Annotated in this window: 17 protein-coding genes and 2 pseudogenes; 18 read left to right on the forward strand and 1 reads right to left on the reverse strand. The window is 34.3% G+C overall.

Features of this window, described 5'->3' with window-relative positions:
- The 12 genes from G7057_RS08190 (at position 1) to rfbB (ending at position 13,608) form a co-directional block, all read left to right on the forward strand.
- Positions 1–1,023, forward strand: coding sequence for an EpsG family protein (locus tag G7057_RS08190; protein ID WP_166162672.1), 1,023 nt, complete (start codon positions 1–3; stop codon positions 1,021–1,023).
- 9 nt (positions 1,024–1,032) lie between these two features.
- The gene (locus tag G7057_RS08195; protein ID WP_166162673.1) at positions 1,033–2,316 is read left to right on the forward strand and encodes a glycosyltransferase family 4 protein; all 1,284 of its coding nucleotides are present in this window, start codon (positions 1,033–1,035) and stop codon (positions 2,314–2,316) included.
- A 1-nt stretch (position 2,317) separates the two neighbouring features.
- Positions 2,318–3,451, forward strand: coding sequence for a glycosyltransferase family 4 protein (locus G7057_RS08200; protein WP_166162674.1), 1,134 nt, complete (start codon positions 2,318–2,320; stop codon positions 3,449–3,451).
- Complete coding sequence (locus G7057_RS08205) at positions 3,444–4,775, forward strand: lipopolysaccharide biosynthesis protein (RefSeq protein WP_166162675.1); 1,332 nt, start codon at positions 3,444–3,446, stop codon at positions 4,773–4,775. Before G7057_RS08200 ends, G7057_RS08205 begins: the two co-directional genes overlap by 8 nt.
- 22 nt (positions 4,776–4,797) lie before the next feature.
- The gene (locus G7057_RS08210; protein ID WP_166162676.1) at positions 4,798–6,003 is read left to right on the forward strand and encodes an ATP-grasp domain-containing protein; all 1,206 of its coding nucleotides are present in this window, start codon (positions 4,798–4,800) and stop codon (positions 6,001–6,003) included.
- Entirely contained in the window at positions 6,003–6,950 is a 948-nt protein-coding gene (locus tag G7057_RS08215; protein ID WP_166162677.1) for a hypothetical protein, read from the forward strand. The genes G7057_RS08210 and G7057_RS08215 overlap by 1 nt, the downstream gene beginning before the upstream one ends.
- Positions 6,951–6,985: 35 nt before the next feature.
- A complete protein-coding gene (locus G7057_RS08220) occupies positions 6,986–7,540 on the forward strand; it encodes a GNAT family N-acetyltransferase (RefSeq protein WP_227004582.1) in 555 nt (184 codons plus the stop codon).
- A 380-nt stretch (positions 7,541–7,920) separates the two neighbouring features.
- A complete protein-coding gene (locus G7057_RS08225) occupies positions 7,921–9,225 on the forward strand; it encodes a 3-hydroxyacyl-CoA dehydrogenase family protein (protein WP_166162679.1) in 1,305 nt (434 codons plus the stop codon).
- 13 nt (positions 9,226–9,238) lie between these two features.
- A complete protein-coding gene (locus tag G7057_RS08230) occupies positions 9,239–10,498 on the forward strand; it encodes an acetyl-CoA acetyltransferase (protein ID WP_166162681.1) in 1,260 nt (419 codons plus the stop codon).
- A gap of 56 nt (positions 10,499–10,554) precedes the next feature.
- Positions 10,555–11,649 (forward strand): DegT/DnrJ/EryC1/StrS family aminotransferase, encoded by a 1,095-nt coding sequence (locus G7057_RS08235; protein ID WP_227004583.1) that lies wholly within the window; start codon positions 10,555–10,557, stop codon positions 11,647–11,649.
- A 10-nt stretch (positions 11,650–11,659) separates the two neighbouring features.
- Positions 11,660–12,529, forward strand: coding sequence for a glucose-1-phosphate thymidylyltransferase RfbA (gene rfbA, locus G7057_RS08240; RefSeq protein WP_166162683.1), 870 nt, complete (start codon positions 11,660–11,662; stop codon positions 12,527–12,529).
- Positions 12,530–12,552: 23 nt separating this feature from the next.
- Positions 12,553–13,608: a dTDP-glucose 4,6-dehydratase gene (rfbB, locus tag G7057_RS08245; RefSeq protein WP_166162685.1), complete on the forward strand. Its 1,056-nt coding sequence runs from the start codon at positions 12,553–12,555 to the stop codon at positions 13,606–13,608.
- A gap of 717 nt (positions 13,609–14,325) precedes the next feature.
- Here rfbB and G7057_RS08250 read toward each other — a convergent pair.
- A pseudogene (locus G7057_RS08250) lies at positions 14,326–15,076 on the reverse strand (IS30 family transposase); the annotation flags it as partial.
- A 449-nt stretch (positions 15,077–15,525) separates the two neighbouring features.
- Here G7057_RS08250 and G7057_RS08255 point away from each other — a divergent pair.
- From G7057_RS08255 to G7057_RS08280, 6 genes and pseudogenes are all read left to right on the forward strand, one after another.
- Positions 15,526–16,272, forward strand: coding sequence for a YveK family protein (locus G7057_RS08255; protein WP_166162689.1), 747 nt, complete (start codon positions 15,526–15,528; stop codon positions 16,270–16,272).
- Between the two features lie 12 nt (positions 16,273–16,284).
- Complete coding sequence (locus G7057_RS08260; protein ID WP_166162691.1) at positions 16,285–17,019, forward strand: CpsD/CapB family tyrosine-protein kinase; 735 nt, start codon at positions 16,285–16,287, stop codon at positions 17,017–17,019.
- A 4-nt stretch (positions 17,020–17,023) separates the two neighbouring features.
- Positions 17,024–17,797 carry a tyrosine-protein phosphatase gene (locus G7057_RS08265; RefSeq protein WP_166162693.1) on the forward strand — a complete coding sequence of 258 codons (774 nt, stop codon included), beginning with the start codon at positions 17,024–17,026 and terminating at the stop codon, positions 17,795–17,797.
- Positions 17,798–17,854: 57 nt separating this feature from the next.
- A complete protein-coding gene (locus tag G7057_RS08270; protein ID WP_166164181.1) occupies positions 17,855–19,633 on the forward strand; it encodes a polysaccharide biosynthesis protein in 1,779 nt (592 codons plus the stop codon).
- 291 nt (positions 19,634–19,924) lie between these two features.
- Positions 19,925–20,179: pseudogene (locus G7057_RS08275) on the forward strand (GDP-mannose 4,6-dehydratase); the annotation flags it as partial.
- 24 nt (positions 20,180–20,203) lie between these two features.
- A complete protein-coding gene (locus tag G7057_RS08280) occupies positions 20,204–21,712 on the forward strand; it encodes an IS3 family transposase (RefSeq protein ID WP_166162085.1) in 1,509 nt (502 codons plus the stop codon).
- The last annotated feature ends 19 nt before the right edge of the window (positions 21,713–21,731 follow it).

Raw genomic sequence — 21,731 nt, forward strand, 5'->3', positions numbered from 1 at the left:
ATGGTACATTTAGTATTTTTAGGTGCTCTATTTTGCACAATCCCAGAACTGAATAAAAAATACCCATTTAGATTTTTCACTTTTGCTATACTCTTTATGTTTATGGCTTTAAGGTATGACTATGGAAATGATTATATGTCTTATTTAGATATTCATACTTCGATAAATGCTGGACTATATGCTTGGGGAGCAGATGATACATTATTTAGAATTTTAAACATTGCAGTACCTAATTTTTTTGTTATGATAGCTCTTATTAGTCTGTTTTACCTAATAGTAGTTTGGTATCTTTTAAAGATTAATTTGAAGGTTAGTCAGTACTGGTTTGCAGTTTTAATATTACTAATTAATCCATATCTATTTTTAATTCATTTGTCAGCTTTAAGACAAACTCTAGCTCTATGTATCTTTGTTTTTGCTGTTAATTTTGCAGTTAAACGGAAATTGATTCCATATGCAATATGTATATTATTGGCAACTGGAATGCATTCAAGTGCAATTATTTTATTTCCAATGTATTTTTTTCTAACAGAAAAACCATTTAACAAAAAATATTTGCTTATCACAATTGTTGGTTTAGGGCTATTACTTCTTACACCTTTATTTGACATAATAGCAAATAATGTATTGGATTACCTTCCAAATCAATATAAGTTTTACTATAATCAAGGGTTGCAAAATAGTATTAGAGCTACAATAATTTCGAGTTTTTATTTACTTTTGATAGCATTTAATTTAGGTAAGTTGAGAGGGAAAGAAATAATATACGGAAAATTATCTTTGATAGCTACAATTTTATCAGTGTTAGCTATTAAAGTTTCAATGATCACGAGGATTGGTATGTATTTTGAATTGTTTTTAATCATAACAATTCCTCACATCTTTAATAGAATAGAAAGAAAAATATATAAACAAATACTTTTCACGGTATTAATTGGAATATATTTACTTAGATACTATTCTTTTTTCACAAATCCTTTGTGGGAAAGTTTTAGAGAATACCAGACAATTTTAGGGAGGTAGGTGAGGAAAATGAATATCCTGTGGCTAATCAATATACCTTTACCAGAAGCAAGTCAATTAATGGGAGAGAATCCATCACCATTTGGTGGTTGGTTAATAAATGCATCAAAAGATTTAGCAAATAAGGAAGATGTGGAACTAGCTATCACATTTCCTAGTAATAAAGCTAATAAATTTAGAGAATTAAAAGGTAAAACGATAAAGTACTACCCGTTTATCCCAGTTAAAGAAAACGACAATAAAGTTATTGAATATAATGAATCGTTTGAAACGTTATTAAATAATCTAAAGCCAGATATTGTACATATCTATGGAACTGAGATAGCTCATACGCTTTCTATGGTTAACATGTGTAAAAAACTTGGAGTAGAAACTATCATATCAATACAAGGCCTTGTGTCAGTATACGCACAACATATTTATGCAAATCTACCATTTAGCGCTGTATATGGTTTTACTATTCGAAATGTATTAAGAAAAGATAGCGTATACCTGCATAAAAAGACTTTTGAGCTTAGAGGCGAAAATGAGGTAGAGTCTTTAGAAAATACAAATCATATCATTGGTAGAACTACATGGGACAAAGCATGTTCAAACCAAATAAATCCAAAGGCTAATTATCATTTTTGTAATGAAACACTTAGAGAAGAATTTTATAAACATCAATGGTCTATAAATGATTGCGAAAAGCATTCAATCTTTTTAAGTCAAGGGCAGTACCCAATTAAAGGATTACACTATATGTTAGAAGCAATGCCAATTATATTAAAAAAATTTCCTGGAGCAAAGGTATATATAAGTGGAAAAGATATAACAAAATCAGATTCCATTAAAGATAAATTATTACTGACATATTACGGTAAGTATATAAGGAAAATGATTAGTAGTTTAGGTTTAGAAGAAAAGGTTGTATTTACTGGTCCCCTCGATGAACAAAAAATGTGCCAAAGATATTTAAAGTCAAATGTATTTGTTTGCCCTTCATCGATAGAAAATAGTCCTAATTCTTTAGGAGAAGCGATGGTATTGGGTGTTCCATGTGTTGCATCAGACGTTGGTGGTGTCTCAGATATGCTTAAGCATAAAGAAGAAGGATTTGTTTATCAAACGGATGCACCTTATATGCTAGCCCATTATGTATGTGAGATTTTTGAAAACGAAGATTTGGCTTTAAAGTTCTCTAAAAACGCTAGAGAACATGCTTTAACAACACATGATAGAGATGCGAATACGAGAAGATTGATTGAGATATATGAAGAAATAACAGGTGAAAATTTAAAGAAGGTGGAATAAATTGAAGAAAAAATATCTTTTTATAAGTAATATGGCGGCTCCATATCAAGTTAAGTTTTGTTATTCGCTTCAAGAATATTTTGATACTGAATTTTGGTTTTATGAATATATAGATGAAACGAGACCTGATTGGTGGAAAATACCGTTAGGTGACAAATGTAAAATAATGAAAGCATCAGGAAAATTTCCGAAAGTAGGCTATTTCTCTTTTGGTTTATTCATCGACATGCTTCGATTCAAACCAGATATTGTAGTACTAGGTGGATTTATGAAATGGCATATTTTAGTTCTTCACTTCGCAAAATTTTTAGGTGCTAAAGTAGCGGTGATGAGTGAACCATTAAGATATGTAAGTAATGACGATCAAGGATCTGCAGATTTATTTACAAAAATTAATTCTTCAAGAAAGATTAAGTTAATAAAAAAATTGTTTGAAAAAGTCGATCTTTATATTGGCATGGGAGAGGTTGCTAAGAATCAGTTTTTAGAGGAGTTTGGCTTCCCTGAGGATAAAGTAACAAGTTTGTCATATCCTCAAGATATAGAGGAGTATTATAATCACCCCTTGAGAGTGAAGAAATTAGGAGACCCTATTACATTATTATTTGCTAATAGACTTGTTGAGAGATATCAGCCTTTAATGGCTCTTGAAGTACTAAGAAGGATCTCCTTAAAGTATCCAAATATAAAAATGTTGATGAATGCAAGCGGATCTCAAAAAGAGCAGTGTGTGGAATTTATTGAAAAAAACAATCTAACTAATATAGAATTCTTGGATAAAATTGACTCTTGGAATGACATGCATCTTATTTATAAAAGGTCAGATATTCTTATTTTACCGTGTGTTTATTCAAATGGAAATGGAACAATAATTGAAGCGAGAGCTTCAGGAATGGGAATTGTGATTAGTAATCAGATAAATAATATTGAAAGACACTCCAAGAATGGAAAAAATTGTTTTATATGCAACCTAGATATTGATGAATTTGAAAAAGCAGTATCTAAATATATTAATAATTTAGATCTTCTAGTAGAGCATGGGAAGTTAAGTAGGGAACTTGTTAAATATAGAAGGAATGATTATACAGCAAAAAAATACTTTGAAGTATTTCAAGAGCATGATCTTGTTGATTAAAAGAGAAGGTGACAAATCTTTGGTTAAAAGAAAAATATTTATAGATTCAATAAAAGATGGCAGTTTTACAAAAAATGTACTAATGATTACCGGTGGGGCTGTTTTTGCTCAAGCTTTAAGTGTTTTATTATCTCCAATAATTACAAGATTGTATTCACCAGCACAATACGGAGTTTTAACCGTATATGTTGCTTTTTTAGGAATGATAAATTTATTGGGTGCACTATCTTATGATTCAGCAATTCCTATAGCAGATGATGATGAAAAAGCATTTAATGTATTAATTCTCTGTTTATTAATTTTACTTTTTGCGACTTCAATTTTATTTTTTGCAGTGGTTATCGCTGGAGATCTTTTTCTGGGACTATTTAAAGCTGAAGAGATTTCACAATTTAAATACTTTATTCCTATTGGTTTTTTTCTAACAGGTTTTTATACAGTTATGTCTCAATGGGCATTAAGGAAGAGAAATTTCAAGTCTATAACTGTTACAAAATATAGTCAAAGTATAACAGGAAATTCCACAAAAATTGGTTTGGGGTTTTTTAACGTTGGAGCTGTTGGTTTAATTGTTGGAAATATTTTAAGTCAAAGTGCTGGGATATTTACTTTGATTAAGCCAAATATAGGCGAATTTAAAATAATGATTAAAAGCGTAGATTATCAAAAAATTAAAAGTTTAGCTAAGCGTTATATTAAATTTCCATTATATACAGCGCCAGGCCTTTTCATATTATCAGCATCTGGCCAACTTCCTACAATTTTCATGTCTTCATTGTATGGTTCAGGTATAGTAGGTCTATATGGTTTAGCACGAGGGATTATATTTTTACCTATGACGATTGTTGGAAAATCAGTTCAAGACGTGTTTTATGGTGAAGCAGCAAGCATAGGTAGGACTAACCCTATGAGGATTAAAGAATTATCAAACAAACTATTAAAGAAGTTGATTCTAATAGCTAGTATTCCAATGTTAACATTAATTTTATTTGGACCAACTCTTTTTGGCTTTGTATTTGGTGCAGATTGGAGAGCTGCAGGAATGTTTGCACGAATTTTATCTATAGAAGTATTTTTTCATTTTATTTTTCATCCAATTAGTACTGTTTTCTCTATATTTGAACAGCAGAAAAAATCCCTATTTATTTATATCCTCAAGCTAATTTTGGTATTAGGTATTTTTACAGGTGCTAGAATATTCGCTTTTGATACTTATCTTACAGTATTAATCTATAGTATTGCAATGGCGATTATTGAATTATTTAAATATATTTTAGCCCAGAAAATTATTGATCAAGAAATAATAAAAAGTTCACTATCCTAAATTCTAGAAAGGGGGCATCAGCGTGAAAAAAATCTTATTACTAGGCGGTTCAACTCAACAAATTCCTGCAATAGAATTCGCAAATAGTCAAGGGTATTACACTGTATTATGCGATTATCTTTCAGACAATCCAGGGCAGAACTATGCTAAAAAATTCTATTGCGTAAGTACAACAGATAAAGATGCAATACTGGAAGTCGCAAAAAACGAAAAAGTAGATGGAGTAGTAGCCTATGCTTCAGACCCAGCAGCTCCTACGGCAGCCTATGTCGCTGAAAAATTAGGACTTCCAACAAATCCATATAAATCAGTTGAAATATTAGCTTTTAAGGATAAATTTAGAGACTTCTTAAGAGAGAATAACTTTAATTGCCCAAAAGCCAAAGGATTTTCATCTCTTGAAAATGCCAAGGAAGAAATAAATCAATTTACTTTTCCAGTAATGGTTAAACCTATTGATTCATCAGGAAGCAAAGGTGTCAGCAAGGCTGAAAAGGTAGAAGATTTTGAAGAAGCATATAAAATAGCTTTAGATAATTCACGAGGTAAAAATATTATTGTTGAAGAGTTTATAGAACAAGATCATGATTATATGATTGCAGGTGACTGTTTCGTTATAGATGGAGAGGTGGAATTTTGGGGGCTATTAAATAGTCATAGGAATGACAATGTAAATCCTTATGTTCCAGTGGGTACAAGCTACCCAATCTTTATAAGTAAAAATAGACTAGATTTAGTTAAAAGGGAAACTCAAAGATTAATTGATTCATTAGATATTGAATTCGGTGCATTTAACATTGAAATTATGATTGATAAAAATGATAAATTATATTTTATAGAGATGGGGCCAAGAAATGGCGGCAATATGATTCCAGACCTTTTATATATGGCAACTGGAGAAGATATGATTGCAGCTACAATTGAATCGGCAATGGGGAACAAGTATGGTTTTAACAATAAAATTATCCAAAATAAATTCATATCTACTTATGTGCTTCATTCAGATAAGGATGGGATATTCCAAACGGTTCAATATAAAAATGGTATCGAAGACAAAATTTTAAAAGAAGTCATATATAAGCAAAAAGGTGACAGTGTTCAGTATTTTGATGGTGCTAATAAAGCAATTGGAATTGTGTTTTTGAAATTTAATACACATGAAGAGCAAATAAATTTCACTAAAGATCCTGAAAATTGGATTGAAGTGATTATAAAGCAGGTGATTTGATGAGAGAAATTGGGGGTTATTTTGAACTGGATCAGTTTATTAATAAACCTTATCATAATAATATGATAGAACTGAATACGGGTCGGAATGCTTTAGCTTATCTTATAAAAGCAAAAGGTATAAAAAAAGTCTATATACCTCACTATTTGTGTAATTCTGTTTCTGGCGTCTTAAAAATGCTTTCTGTGGATTATGAAGGTTATTCAATTGACAAGAACTTTAATCCTTTATTCGATAAAAAGTTGGAAAAGGACCAATATCTATACATCGTTAACTATTATGGTCAAATTAGTAACAGCTCAATAAGATCATTCAAAGAACAATATGGGGCTATAATAATTGATAACACCCAATCATTTTTTCAAAAGCCTGTACAAGGAATAGATACTATCTATTCCTTAAGAAAATATTTTGGAATACCAGATGGAGCCTACTTATCAACGGACAAGATATTAGAGGAGAAACTAGAAGAAGAAAAATCTGGACATCGCATGAACCATATTCTAGGACGGTTTGAAGGGGAGGCATCGACATACTACAACGATTTTAGAAGGAATGATGAGTCTTTCAAAACACTTCCGTTAAAGAAAGTATCTAGAATATCTCGAAATATTTTGGGGGCCATTGATTATGAAGCAGTGCGCTTAAGAAGAAATAAAAACTTTCAATTTCTCAATGAGATTCTTAGTGCTTCAAATCACTTAAATATCTCAGTGCCAGAAGGTCCGTTTGCTTATCCGTATTATGCAGAGAATGGAATTGAAATTAGAAAAAAACTTGCTAGAAAGAAAATATATATTCCTACATTATGGCCCAATGTTTTACAGGATAAAAATGAAAAAAGTATTGAATATGATTATGCAGCGAATATTTTACCTTTACCATGTGATCAAAGATATGGATTAGAGGATATGGAATGTATAGTAAGAGAAATAAATAATTTATGAATTTGATTTGTTGAGCTTATTAAAGGAGAATGAAGATGGATATTAAAGGTAATTTCGTTAAACTCAGAGCAATTGAAGATGAAGATTTAGAACTGATGAGAGAAATGTTAAATGAACCGGAAATTGAGAACTCAGTTGTTGGATGGGCATTTCCGGTATCTAAATATCAACAACAAAAATGGTATGAGAATAATATTAATAATAACACAAACTTAAGATTCATAATAGAAACTCCTGAGAATGGAGCAGTTGGGTTAGCAACTCTCACCAATATTGATTGGAAAAATCGGAGTGCAAATCATGGTATTAAATTAGCTGCCAAAAATAATAGAGGAAAAGGAGTTGGAACTGATACAGTTATGGCAGTCATGAAGTACGCTTTTGAAGAGTTGAACTTACATAGGTTAAATGGAAGCTGGCTGGAAAAAAATATTGGTTCTGAGAAGTTGTACACAAAATGTGGTTGGGTTATTGAAGGTAAGAAAAGACAAAGTGTTTATAAAAATGGTGAGTTTCATAATCTCGTGCAAGTTGGTATTTTAAAATCAGAATACGAAAGTATTGTAAAGCAATTAAAATACTGGGAATAATTTTTCACTTTTAAGCAATTAAGATATTTCGAATCACTTGCATATTTTATACTTAAACTAAATAATTGGATTGGAATGAATTTCATTTTTTATTGTCGTTTCCGTTAGCTAAGCACATTTCTATGATTTTAGTAATATTATGTTTATTCAAACATACCAGAACAGTTTTTTTATATGCAAAAGGTGTTAGGTGAAAATCGGAGAATCTGAGAATTATATTCATAGCTAAGGAAAAGCATGAGATTTGATAAATATTCAAGGCCATTCGAACTTTTTGATATTTGGCGCCTGTTTTACAATTATATATATAATTATGATCAATATATATATTGAATTTAACAACATAAGTTATTTTAAAATATAAATTGTGAGGTGGATATATGAATATAAAGACGGTAACTATTATTGGAGCAAATGGCACGATGGGAAATAATGTTTCGGGTATTTTTGCTTCTTTTGGGAATGCGAAGGTATACATGGTTGGGAGAAATATTGATGATGTTATTAAGGCGAAACAGAAAGCCATTAACTCGGTCAAGTCAAATTCAATAGCTGCTAACTTGATTCCAAAAGATTATTCAAGCTTGGAACAGTGTGTTAAAGAATCTGATTTGATTTTCGAGAGCGTGTTTGAAGATTTTGCAGTAAAAAGTGATGTCTATGCTCTTATTTCTAAATTTATCAAACCAGACACAATCGTTGCCACAGGAACCTCTGGATTATCCATAAATTCGCTGGGGTTATCTTTTGAAGAAGAAGTCAGAAAATCATTTTTAGGAATCCATATGTTTAATCCACCATATAATATGACACTTTGCGAAGTAATCCCAACGAAATTTACTGATAAGGATTTACTAATTGATGTAAAAAGATATTTAACTGATACGTTAAGGCGTAAAGTGGTAGAAGTTGAGGATCAACCCGCATTTTTAGGTAATCGAATCGGGTTCCAATTCCTGAATGAAGCGTTGCAATTAGCTGAAAAACATAAACATCTTGGAGGAATCGATTACATCGATGCTATTGTCGGCCCGTTTACAGGAAGATCCATGGCGCCTCTGGTTACATCAGATTTTGTAGGATTGGATGTTCATAAAGCAATTGTAGATAATATTCACGAGAATACAAGTGACTATGCGAACGGATCATTCGTTCTTCCTTCCTTTACTAATAAGCTAGTTAGAGAGAACCGATTAGGTGCCAAAACTGGTTCAGGATTATACAAAAAAGTTAGAGAAGGCAATGGTACTAGTATTAAATATGTATACGATATAGATTCTGAAGAATATCGGAGAGTACGTAATTATGATTTTCCGTTTGCTCATCATATGATTACAGAAATAAAGAGCGGGAATTACGAATCAGCTTTTCGATATTTAATAAATGATGATTCAGAAGAATCAATTCTTTGTACTCAATTGTTAATTAAATATGTAATTTACAGTATGAAGACTACAAAAACAATCGGTGAAAGCATACATTCTGCAGATGATGTTATGGCTACTGGGTTTAACTGGATTCCCCCTTTAGCAGTAATTGATATTTTTGGTGGGACTGATAATTTTAAAGAGTTGATTAAAGAAAAATTATCGGAAGATTATTTCAATGACAACGACTTGGAAGGGTTATTAGTTGATATTCCCAAATCTAAGTATGATTATAGACCATTCTTGAAAGCTAAATAAGGAGTTTGAAAAAATGAGCGATCATGTGTATGTATTGGGCGGAGCTCAGACTGATTTTGAGCGTAATTGGAGTAAAGAAGGTAAAAATGTAGTTGCACTATTAAAAGAAGTGATAGAAGATGGCTTGGATAATATCGGCTTAACATATGACGATATTGCACGTTTAAATGAGCAAGGAAGAGTGGCTTGTTTTGTTGGGAACTTTGTAGCAGAATATTACATCAATCAAGGGCACTTAGGAGCGTTATTGACTGAAGTTCATCCTGCATTTTATGGAGTTCCTTCTGCAAGATATGAAGCTGCATGTGCTTCAGGATCCGTTGCTTTAGATGCAGGGATTACTAAAATCCGCGCTAAAGACTATGATCTAGTTTTAATAATCGGATGGGAGCTAATGAAAACTGTAGACTCTAAAACATGCGGTGATTATTTAGGGAGGGCAGCCCTTTACGAAGATGAAGCTAAAGGAATTGATTTCCCATTCCCTAAGCTATTCGGTAAATTAGCAGATGAGACAATTAAGAAGTATGACTTAGATGAAGAAAGATATTTAAATAGTCTAGCTAAAATCTCGGTGAAAAATTATGAAAATGCAAAAAAAAATCCTAATTCTCAAACAAAAAAATGGTTTATGAGCGAAGAACAAGCGAAGATGCGCGGAACTGAAACGAATGCCTTAGTTGGAGGAAAATTAGGAATCTCTGATTGCTCTCAGGTAACTGATGGAGCAGCATTTGTCGCCTTAGCTTCCAAAGAATTTGTAGAAGAAAAATATGAAACTACAGATTATCCAATTGTAAAGGGTTGGGGTCATCGCGTTGCTCCAATGAATTTTGAAAAGAAAATACAGGATAGTCATGGTAATGAGTACATACTTCCATGGACTCGACAAGCTATCGTTGATGCATATAATAAAGCTGACCTTGATGTTAATGATATTGACTTTTTTGAAACACATGACTGCTTCACGTCGAGTGAATATGTTGCCATATCATGTTTTGGAATAACACCACCTGGTAGAGAATACGAAGCGATCGAAAATGGCATAACTGCTTTTGATGGAAACAAGCCAATCAATCCAAGCGGTGGTTTGATTGGAGGCGGTCATCCCGTTGGAGCGAGCGGCGTTAGAATGTTCTTAGATTTATTTAAACAAATTTCAGGAACAGCCGGTTCATATCAATTAGAAAAGAAAAATAATGGCATGATGCTGAATATTGGTGGAAGTGGCACTACTAACTATGTATATATAGTTGGTAAGAAATTATCTTAATTTATTGCATAATTCATTAGTCCATACCAAATAATTCTAAATAAAGGAGGGTTAAAGTGGATAAACGGATACAAGTGACAAAGACTTCAATGCCCACTTTTACGGAATACACTAATGAAATTAAGGGGCTCTGGGACAGTCATTGGCTAACGAATATGGGAATAAAACATAAGGAATTAGAAAGGGATTTATTAAAGTATTTAAATGTCCCAAACATAACTTTGTTTACAAATGGACACTTGGCTCTTGAAAATGTAATACAAGCTTTTAATCTTACGGAAGAAGTAATAACTACGCCTTTTACTTTTGCATCAACAACGCATGCGATTGTTCGCAATGGACTTAAACCAGTTTTTTGTGACATTAACTCTGATGATTACACAATTGATGTAGATAAGATTGAGAGTCTAATAAATGAAAGAACCTCTGCCATTATCCCGGTTCATGTCTATGGAAATGTATGCGATGTTGAGGCAATTGATAAAATTGCTAAGAAGCATAATCTTAAAGTGATTTATGATGCTGCGCATACATTCGGAGTCACTGTAAACGGGAAAGGCATTGGATCCTATGGAGATGCTTCAATGTTCAGCTTTCATGCTACTAAAGTTTTTAATACCATCGAAGGTGGAGCAGTTACATTTCAGGATGCTACCTTGAATAAGGTTCTCAATGAATTGAAAAACTTTGGTATTACTGGTCCTGAATCTGTGGGATATATAGGTGGTAATGCCAAGATGAATGAATTCCAAGCAGCAATGGGTATATGTAATTTGAGACATGTAGATAATGAAATTTTGAAGCGTAAAAACGTAGTTGAAAGGTATATGTCTCATTTAAAAGGCTTGAAAGGGATTAAGTTATCTCCGGAGCAAGAGGGTGTTCAAAGTAATTATGCCTATTTTCCAGTAGTTTTTGATGGCTACAAGAAAACCAGAGATGAAGTGTTTGAGCAATTGAAAGAACATGATGTTATTGCAAGGAAATATTTTTACCCATTAACAAACAGCTTTGAATGCTATAAAGGACAATATAATGTCCAAGATACTCCAGTTGCGCAATACATAGCTGAACGCGTGTTGACATTGCCTTTGTATGCAGATTTGGACTTACAAGACGTAGATAGAATCTGCGAAATCATAAAACAATAGGGGGATTGAGATGAAAGGAATCATACTTGCAGGCGGTAGAGGTACTCGACTATATCCGATGACACAAGCCGTATCAAAGCAGTTATTACCTATTTATGATAAGCCATTGATATATTACCCTTTATCTGTGTTAATGTTAGCTGGGATAAGAGAGATTTTGATTATATCTACACCTGATGATATACCTGCCTATCAGAGGTTGTTAGGCGATGGATCTTCTTTAGGGTTGGCGTTTACTTATATCATTCAAGAGGAACCAAAGGGATTAGCAGATGCATTTATCTTAGGTGAAGAGTTTATCGGAAACGATAATGTTTGCTTGATTTTAGGAGATAATGTTTTTTATGGGCAGGATTTAACTAGAGTATTGAATAATGCTCAAAGTGCTAAGGACGGTGCCGTGATTTTCGGATATCCTGTAAAAGATCCTCGTTCATTTGGAGTTGTTGAATTTGACGAACATAAAAAGGTGCTTTCCATAGAAGAGAAGCCAGAACATCCAAAGTCAAATTATGCAGTTCCAGGCTTATATTTCTATGATAATCAAGTAGTCAAAATTGCAAAAAATGTTAAACCATCAGCTCGTGGAGAAATAGAAATCACTTCAATTAATAATGCTTATCTTAAAAAGAAAGATCTGAACGTAGTTTTATTGGGTCGTGGTATGGCATGGCTTGATACAGGAACTCCCGAGGGGATGCTGAAAGCTGCAGAATATGTAGAGGCTGTTCAATCCAGACAAGGATTCTACATTGCATGCCTTGAAGAGATCGCATGGCGAAGAGGTTTTATCGATGATAATAAACTTAGAGAAGTTGGTGAAAGTCTAAAGATGACAGACTATGGCCAGTACATTTTATCATTATTAGAAGAAATATAAATGGAGACGTGAGGTGAAATAAATTGAAAACTATTTTAGTAACAGGCGGAGCCGGATTTATTGGAAGTAACTTTGTAAAGTTAATGCTCGAAAACCATCCGGAATATAAGATTATCAATATAGATGCCCTTACATATGCGGGGAACCTAGAGAATTTAAAAGATATCGATGGCAATCCTAACTATGAGTTCATCAAAGTCGATATTAGAGATGGAGAAAAGATTGAAGAAATTTTCAAGAACAATGATATCACTTCAGTCATAAATTTTGCTGCAGAATCTCATGTTGATAGAAGTATCGAAGAACCAGAAGTTTTCTTAACAACAAATATTATCGGCACTCAAGTGCTCTTAGATATAGCAAAGAAATATTGGAAAGTGAATCCAAGTGATAAGTACTGTAAGGATTACAAGCCAGGAGTAAAGTTTCTTCAAGTGTCAACTGATGAAGTATATGGTGAACTTGGTGAGACCGGTATGTTTGTTGAAACTATGCCGCTCATGCCAAACAGCCCATACTCTGCATCAAAGGCCAGTGCGGATATGATTGTTAGAGCATACAATGAAACATTTGGTATGCCTGTGAACATAACAAGATGTAGCAACAACTATGGTCCATATCAGTTCCCAGAGAAACTAATTCCACTTATGATCAACAACTGTCTTAATGAAAAAGATCTTCCTGTGTATGGAGATGGAATGCAAGTAAGAGACTGGCTTCACGTTTCTGACCACTGTTCTGCGATTGACACAGTACTTCATAAAGGCAAAGATGGAGAAGTTTATAATATTGGTGGTAACAATGAAAAAGCAAATATCGAAATAGTAAAACTGATTATTGGCACTCTTGGCAAAAAAGAAGGGCTAATAAAATATGTAAAAGACCGTCCAGGTCATGATAGAAGATATGCAATCGATAATACCAAAATAACGACTGAACTTGGCTGGGAACCTGCATATACATTTGAGCAAGGTATGAAAGAAACAATTCAGTGGTACCTTGAGAACACTGAGTGGATTGAGAATATCATTTCAGGTGATTATGCAAATTACTATGATAAGATGTATACAGGAGTCTAGAGGTAAGGGGATATTCTTCGAAGGATTCTCCCAACTATCCCCCCAACCCCCAAGAAACTTTTCATCCACATAAGTAAATTTTGGGAATCTTATATGGGACGTTAGAAGTAATAAGGGTTACATCAACTAAAGCTTAGATTTGAGAGGTGCAAGCACGGACAAATAGACAAGTTGATTAGGGTGATGGAGAGATGAGCAGCTATACAGAATAAACAGATAGGCAAATAGGCTGGTATCAAGATCGGTAGTGACGAGGATATTCGAGATAGGCAGTGATGGTAAACATCCCAGATAAGCAGTGAAAGAGAACGGACAAATAAAGAATAAAGACATAACAGAATAATATAGACATAACACATCAAAGAGAACGGGCATGAAGAGAGTAAGTTAGATAGCTTTGCCCGTTTTATCTATAAATTATATGTCAGACTATTTTGCTAATTTTGGGGGGAGTGATTTGATGGATAGTGCATTTATAACATATGCATCGGATGTCTTAGGAGAAACCAATACTGGGTTATCTGGTAGTAAAATAGCTGAGTATTCCACAGCTTATGCGGTTAAATTCGACGTAAATATACCTTATAATAATTATCCGTTTCCAGATTCCGCTCCTAATAAGAGAACTGCACTGAGAAAAAATATAATGGCATTTAATGATGAACAGCAGTTTTTCATCATTAAGGAGCTTTGTGATTTACCTGCTTTTGCAGTTAATGAGGTAACGGTCTTAAATAATTGATCGAAGTTAGCGCCAGCCCGTTCTCTTAGCTGTTGAACCGCTTGGTCCACCGATTCGGTGTCCTTACCGTTCAACTTTAGGATGACTTCAAAGCGTGTCTGCCGTTCAGCCAGCGTTAGCAGCACGGCATCCGACTTGGTCTTGTTTCCCACTACCGTGTCGATTTCCCAATGACCGAACGTTTCCCGTGTTTCAACTTCTTTAGGGCGTTCTTCAATTGACGTCCCGAGAACACGCTTGTTGGGACGGTGTCCTGGGCGGACCGCTTTGATTTTACGGAACAGTTTTTCAAGCAAGTCCATGTTCTTTGTTCGCATGATTCCGCGGTCAATCCATTGATAAATAGCGGTTGTTCCAGGAATGATGGCACAATCGAACAGCTCGTGTTTTCTGGCAAATCCGACCACGACGTCCGGCGACCATTTTTCATTTAACATTTTGTCATCTGCCCAATCAATGAAGGCATCCGTGTTCGCCCATTTAGGGCGTCTCCCACAGTTCAGTCGTTGCTTTTCATAGAAGGCCTGTCCTGCATCAGCGTTATAAACAGAATAGTAGGTGTCATACACTTTTCCATTTTGCGTTTGGCTTTTTAACTGGGTGATGGTCCCGCGAGTAATCTCATTGTTAATGGTTTGCGGAACACGTCCCAGCAATTTGGCATCGTTCTGAGTAGGAAAGGTGTTTTCCCTTGCGTGAAACTGTGTTATCATGGGTTTGCGTCATGTGAATTCATCCTTGTCTATTGAGAGTTAGTGGTAACTTCAATATAACATGGAATTCACGTGGCGGTTTTTTATTTCAAATGGCTAAGTTTATTATAAAATCTGCCTATAAAAAGTTATGAATCTATTGGCTGAAGAGGACTGAAAAGCAAAATTTGCTTTGTTAGTTTTTTTGTGACTAAGATTTTAATGACTAAACTCTTTTATCAACTATGACAATTAAAACCGATACAACTAATCCTCAATTGCCAAGTTGGTAATAGAGCTAACTGAAAAAATGTGTATTCCATTCATTTATTTGAATGGTTTAATAAATAATTGAGGGATACATCTAAAATGTTGATTGAGGTTCATAGTTTTTTGTAGGTTACTATAGTATAATAACGAAGGAAAATAAATGAAATTTATCAAAAATTTCAAAAGTATTTATAAAAAACTTAGGAGGCAATGATGGAAGAAGAAATATCATTAAGCGAGTTATTCGCTATACTTAAGAGACACATAGGTAAAATAATTACTTTGGGTTTAGCGGGTCTTATTCTTGCTGCTGCTTATACATTCTTTTTTGTAACACCACAATATGAATCAACTTCAAAAATTGTAGTGAATCAAACTCAAAATACCGACCAAGCAATTACAAATACTGATATTCAGACTAACTTGAACTTAATTAATACATATCAGAGCATTATTCGGGAGCCAATTATATTGGAAGATGTCATAAATTCAACAGCTTTAGAGTTAAGTCTAGGAGAGTTACGTAATAAAATTAGTGTCCAAACAGAAGCTAACTCACTTGTTTTTGGAGTTAGTGTAAAAGATGCTAGTCCTTATATAGCCAGTGATTTAGCAAATGCTACTGCACAATCATTTCAAACGAAAATTGGGGACATTTTAGAAGTTGAATCGGTCACTATTCTCTCAGAAGCAACACCTAATATGAAACCAGTATCTCCAAATACTATGCTGAATTTGATTATTGGGCTTATTATAGGACTAATGATTGGAGTTGGGCTAGCGTTTCTAATTGAGTTAATGGATAAACGTGTTAAAGATACGAAAATTATTGAAGATTTGGGATGGACTAACTTGGGTTCAGTTTTGGAAATGAGTATTTCTGAGGTTAATGAAACTAGAATGACTAATTTTATTAAAACTGCTAGCATAAATGAAAGAAAGACAAGAAGAAGAGTTTAGTGAGGTGATAGTATGTTTAAAAATAAAAAAAAGAAAATTCAAAAATTAGATCAGCAACAAAAAAAAGGAACAACTTTAATAACTGTAACTAAACCTAATTCTGTCATTGCAGAACAATTTCGTACAATACGTACCAATATTCAGTTTTCAATGATTGATAAAGATTTAAAAACCATTTTATTTACATCCTCAGGACCATATGAAGGTAAGTCCACTGTAGCTGCAAACATTGCTTCTGTGTTTTCAGATCAGGGTAAGAAAGTTTGTCTGATTGACGCAGATATGAGAAAGCCAACTGTAAATAAAACATTTGGGTTACAAAATAATCTTGGACTAAGTAGTTTAATAACTAGTAGAGAACTAACTGTTAATGCAGTTGCACAAACGTTAGAAGAAGTTGGACTAGATATCATTACTAGTGGTCCTATCCCTCCTAATCCTTCAGAGTTACTGAATTCAAATCGGATGAATGAAGTTATTAAAGAGTTGGAACAAGAATATGATTTAGTTTTGTTTGATATGCCGCCAGTTGTTTCAGTAACTGACGCACAAATTATGGCAACTAAGACGGATGGTGTTGTGTTTGTTGTTCGCCGTGGTATTGCATATACAGATGATGTAAAACACGCTAAAGAACTATTAGATATGGTTCATGCGAATGTATTAGGAGTAGTCTTTAACGGAACAGAAAAGAAAAATGATCGTTCATATTCATATTACGGCTACGGTTATACAGACGAGGAGTGATTAAATGATTGATATCCATTCTCATATATTACATGGTATTGATGATGGAGCACGATCGTTAGAAGATTCTTTGGCAATGGCTGAATTAGCTGTTGCTGAAGGAATCACTCATATTTTAGCAACTCCACATCATAAAAATGGAAAATTCGAAAATATAAAGTATGATATTATTAAGCATGTGAATGACTTGCAAGATGAGCTAGATAAACGTCATATTGATTTAACTGTATTTCCGGGGCAAGAGGTACGTTTATACGGTGAAGTGTTAGATGACATCGAAAAAGATGAAATTTTGTTTACTGATGAAGGAAATCATTACCTATTAATTGAATTTCCAACTATGACGATTCCAGCATACGCTGAAACTTTATTTTTCCAAATTCAACAAAATGGTATAACGCCAGTTATTGTTCATCCAGAACGCAATCAAGAGATTATTGATAACCCGGATCGGCTATTAGAATTCGTTGAACGAGGAGCAGTGGCTCAATTGACCGCAAGTAGTTATATAGGGGTTTTTGGAAAAGAAATAGCAAAGCTAAGTTCACAATTGATTGAAGCTAATTTGGTTCATGTCTTGGCTTCAGATGCTCATAATACCAGAGGTCGATCATTTAATATGAAGGAAGCCTTCAGAAAAATGGAAAAAGAATTTGGTTATGAAAAAACAATAATGTTTAAACAAAATGCGAAAGATCTAATTAATGGTGATATGCTTCAATTATTAACACCTACAGAAGTAAGTAAAAAGAGAAAAAAACGATTTGGCTTATTTTAAAAGGAGTTGGAGGATTTGAAGGAAAGGTTATCTCGGAAGCAAAAATCATCCATCTTAATGGTTGTAGATTCGTTTTTTATTCTGTTATCTGCTTTTTTAGCTCATTATATTGTTCAGTTATACGTTAGACCAGATACAAAATTTTATTATGCAATGATTGGGATATGTATTTGTCTTTATTTGATTTTAGGATTTAGGCATCACTTGTTTACGCGTATTGTTAGATATACAAGTGTTTATGAAATAATGAAAGCGACAAAATTAATGACCTATTCATTTGCTGTTTCTGCCTTCCTAACAATTATTTTTATAAAAAGTATTAGTTTTCGCTATATTTTCCTCATGTATATGTTTTGTCTTGTTCTCATACCAGGTTCAAGATTGATTTGGCGTTTTTATCATGAAAATTTTTTTAATAGAATGAAGCAGAGTGTTACTTATGATCACATTATTCGAACACTTGTTGTTGGAGCAGGCGATGGTGGAAATCTTTTTTTAAGTCATATTCTAAAGAACCCAGGCGAGATTGAAATTGTGGGTCTTGTAGACGGAGACATAAATAAAAAACATTCATACCTCTATGATGTTCCCATTCTAGGAAATGAAGAAGACATTCCTGAATTAGTTAAAAAACATCGTATTGATCAAGTAACGATTGCGATTCCTTCAATAAAAGGAGAGCAAGTCGAGCGTATATTAGAGCTTTGTAGCCAAGCAGATGTTGCTGTCAATCAAATGCCAAGTATCGAAGATGTCATAAAAGGTAAACTAAGTGTTAATAAATTTAGAGAAATCGATGTTGTGGACTTATTGGGTAGAGAAGAAGTGAAATTGGATAAAACTATGATAGCTTCCGAATTAGAAGGGAAAATTGTTCTCGTTAGTGGAGCAGGGGGGTCAATTGGTTCAGAAGTTTGCCGTCAAGTTGCTAAATTTGAGCCGAAAAAATTGATTTTACTTGGTCATGGGGAAAACTCAATTTATTTGATTGATAAAGAGCTACGTAATCTCTATGGTCGGACCATTGATATTGTTCCAATCATTGCTGACATTCAAGACCGTGATCGTATTTTTAAATTGATGGAACGCTTTAAACCAGATTATGTCTTCCATGCAGCTGCTCATAAGCATGTGCCATTAATGGAATATAATCCAACAGAGGCAGTAAAGAATAATGTATTTGGTAGTTTGAATATGGCAGAAGCTGCTTTGAATGCTGATGTCAAAAACTTTGTGATGATTTCAACCGATAAGGCAGTGCGCCCAACTAATGTGATGGGGTCAACGAAGCGGATTGCTGAAATCTTAGTAACGACATTAAATCAAGCAGGAAAGACCAAATTTGCTGCTGTCCGTTTTGGTAATGTCTTAGGGAGTCGTGGGAGTGTCATTCCTGTCTTCCGTGAGCAAATTGCTAATGGTGGACCGATTACGGTTACAGACTTTAGAATGATTCGATATTTTATGACCATACCAGAAGCGAGCCGTCTGGTCATTCAAGCTGGTGTATTAGCTAATGGTGGCGAAATCTTTATCCTTGATATGGGAGAACCGGTTAAGATTGTTGACTTAGCTAAAAAGATGGTGAAATTATCTGGTTATACTGAGAGTGAGATTCCTATTATTGAAACAGGCATGCGTCCTGGTGAGAAACTCTATGAAGAGCTCTTAGTTGATGGTCAGTTATCAGAAAATCAAGTTTACGAGAAGATTTTTATTGGCAATAGCACACTCTATAAACAAGAAGACATTCTAGACTTTGTTCACTCATTAAAAGGTATTCCAGATGATGAATTGAGAGAAAAACTAATTACATTTGCTAACGTGAATGTTTAACCTAAGAAAGGATATGTAGCTGCTACATATCCTTTTTTTAAGGTTCTCTGTCAAATCGTGTTGGTGACCCTATAATAGTCAAAGTGAGAATTAAATTCTCACTTTGGCTTTTTCTTTGTGTTTTTTGAAACCCCCCGGCGTAGCCAGGGGTTTTCAAAAAACACAAAAAAACCATGCATGAAAAGTATCATACATGGCACAAAGATTTTGTTTATTTACCTGTCTACTTGACAGGGGGCAGTTCACATTTCGATTCACCAACACCATATATTATAGAACCATTTAAGTAAAGCCTTGTTAAGTAATGGGATGACTGTCATCGGATTAGATAATTTAAATGATTATTACGATCCAGCATTAAAAGATGAGCGACTAAAAACATTATTACCAGAAGAAAAATTCACTTTTATTAAAGGTGACATTTCAGACAAAGACTTTATCATGTCCTTATTTGAAACAGAAAAATTTGATGTTGTTGTTAACTTAGCCGCACAAGTGTTAACGTCAAGTAGAAATCGGCACTTGGGCATGCGGACAAAATCTTAGACCAAATCGATTAGGAGGAAGTCTATGTATGCTTACGCTGAAAAATTAAAAGCCGTCAAACTTTACTTGAAGTACGAATCTTATGCGGCTGTCATCAATGAACTGGGGTATCCTTCGCGTATGGCTCTTCGGGATTGGATAGAGGCTTACCGTACGGATGGAGATGTTCAAAAAGAGATGACGCGAACGCCAAAATACACCGAAGAACAAAAACAAGCAGCAGTCACCCACTATCTTGAGCATGGTAAGTGTTATTCACGTACCTGCAGAAAACTTGGCTATCCAAGCCGGGGCTTATTAACAGAATGGATCATGGAGCGCGCACCTCAACCTCGCCAATTGATTAAAAAAGGGGTAAACTTAACACAACAAGAAAAAGAAGCCGCAGTTCTTGCACTGGTAACTCGGACCACATCCGCACAATCGATTGCGGATCAACTAGGTATTAGCCGAAATTCCCTCTACAATTATAAAGAACGGTGGCTCGGCAAGGACGTGCTTGGTATGGTCAATGACTCAAAGGAAACAGATGTTAATCAATTAAAAAGTCAAGTCAAGCAACTTCAAGAAGAGGTTCACCGCCTTCAGATTCAAAAAGACGTTCTTGAAAAAGCGGGTGAACTACTAAAAAAAGATCAGGGCATCCATCTAGAAGAACTCACCAATCAAGAGAAAACACTCCTGATTGATGCCCTTCGCCCTTTTTATCCGTTAAAGGAATTATTAGCCTGTGTCAGTATCCCTAAAAGCAGTTATAGTTATCACCACACTCAACTCGCTTTACCTGATAAATATTGCAAGGCTCGTACCATGATAATTGAAATTTTTCACAAGAATAAGCGGCGGTATGGCTATCGCCGAATTCATACTGCTCTGAAACATAAAGGGATGACTCTTTCAGAAAAAATTGTTCAACGTATCATGCGCGAAGAAAATCTCTTCGCTAAATCCGTTAAAATTAAGAAGTATAGTTCATACAAAGGAGAAATATCGCCTGCAGTTCCTAACATCCTAGAACGCGATTTTACAGCCAGTAAACCCAATACAAAATGGGTAACTGATCTAACAGAATTCCGTCTCCCTGCTGGAAAAGTTTACCTGTCTCCTATGATAGACTGTTTCGATGGTGCAATAGTGAGTTGGACGATTGGTGCTTCTCCTAATGCTGAATTGACTAATTCGATGCTAGATCAAGCGGTTTTAACGCTAAAAGAAGGTGAAAACCCGATAGTTCATTCGGACCGAGGGGCTCATTACCGCTGGCCAAGTTGGATTGAGCGAATGGAATCGCATCACTTAACTCGTTCTATGTCTAAAAAAGGTTGCACGCCTGATAATGCTGCGTGTGAAGGTTTTTTTGGGCGGTTAAAAAACGAATTCTTTTACGATGAGAATTGGTTAGATGTGTCAATTGAGCACTTTATACAACTTTTAAACAACTATCTTCATTGGTACAATCACGAAAGAATCAAGCTATCTTTAGGTGGGATGAGTATTATGGATTTTCGAAAAACACTTCCTTTAATAGCTTAAGGAATAATACCAATTCTTG

Source organism: Jeotgalibaca arthritidis (assembly GCF_011100465.1).
Lineage (GTDB): Bacteria > Bacillota > Bacilli > Lactobacillales > Aerococcaceae > Jeotgalibaca > Jeotgalibaca arthritidis.

Bases quoted from the DNA above. Each gene is read 5' to 3' on its own strand.
- G7057_RS08190 (WP_166162672.1), top strand. From the start codon at position 1: ATGGTACATTTAGTATTTTTAGGTGCTCTATTTTGCACAATCCCAGAA.
- G7057_RS08195 (WP_166162673.1), top strand. From the start codon at position 1,033: ATGAATATCCTGTGGCTAATCAATATACCTTTACCAGAAGCAAGTCAA.
- G7057_RS08215 (WP_166162677.1), top strand. From the start codon at position 6,003: ATGAGAGAAATTGGGGGTTATTTTGAACTGGATCAGTTTATTAATAAA.
- G7057_RS08220 (WP_227004582.1), top strand. From the start codon at position 6,986: ATGGATATTAAAGGTAATTTCGTTAAACTCAGAGCAATTGAAGATGAA.
- G7057_RS08225 (WP_166162679.1), top strand. From the start codon at position 7,921: ATGAATATAAAGACGGTAACTATTATTGGAGCAAATGGCACGATGGGA.
- G7057_RS08230 (WP_166162681.1), top strand. From the start codon at position 9,239: ATGAGCGATCATGTGTATGTATTGGGCGGAGCTCAGACTGATTTTGAG.
- rfbA (WP_166162683.1), top strand. From the start codon at position 11,660: ATGAAAGGAATCATACTTGCAGGCGGTAGAGGTACTCGACTATATCCG.
- G7057_RS08255 (WP_166162689.1), top strand. From the start codon at position 15,526: ATGGAAGAAGAAATATCATTAAGCGAGTTATTCGCTATACTTAAGAGA.
- G7057_RS08260 (WP_166162691.1), top strand. From the start codon at position 16,285: ATGTTTAAAAATAAAAAAAAGAAAATTCAAAAATTAGATCAGCAACAA.
- G7057_RS08265 (WP_166162693.1), top strand. From the start codon at position 17,024: ATGATTGATATCCATTCTCATATATTACATGGTATTGATGATGGAGCA.
- G7057_RS08270 (WP_166164181.1), top strand. From the start codon at position 17,855: ATGGTTGTAGATTCGTTTTTTATTCTGTTATCTGCTTTTTTAGCTCAT.
- G7057_RS08280 (WP_166162085.1), top strand. From the start codon at position 20,204: ATGTATGCTTACGCTGAAAAATTAAAAGCCGTCAAACTTTACTTGAAG.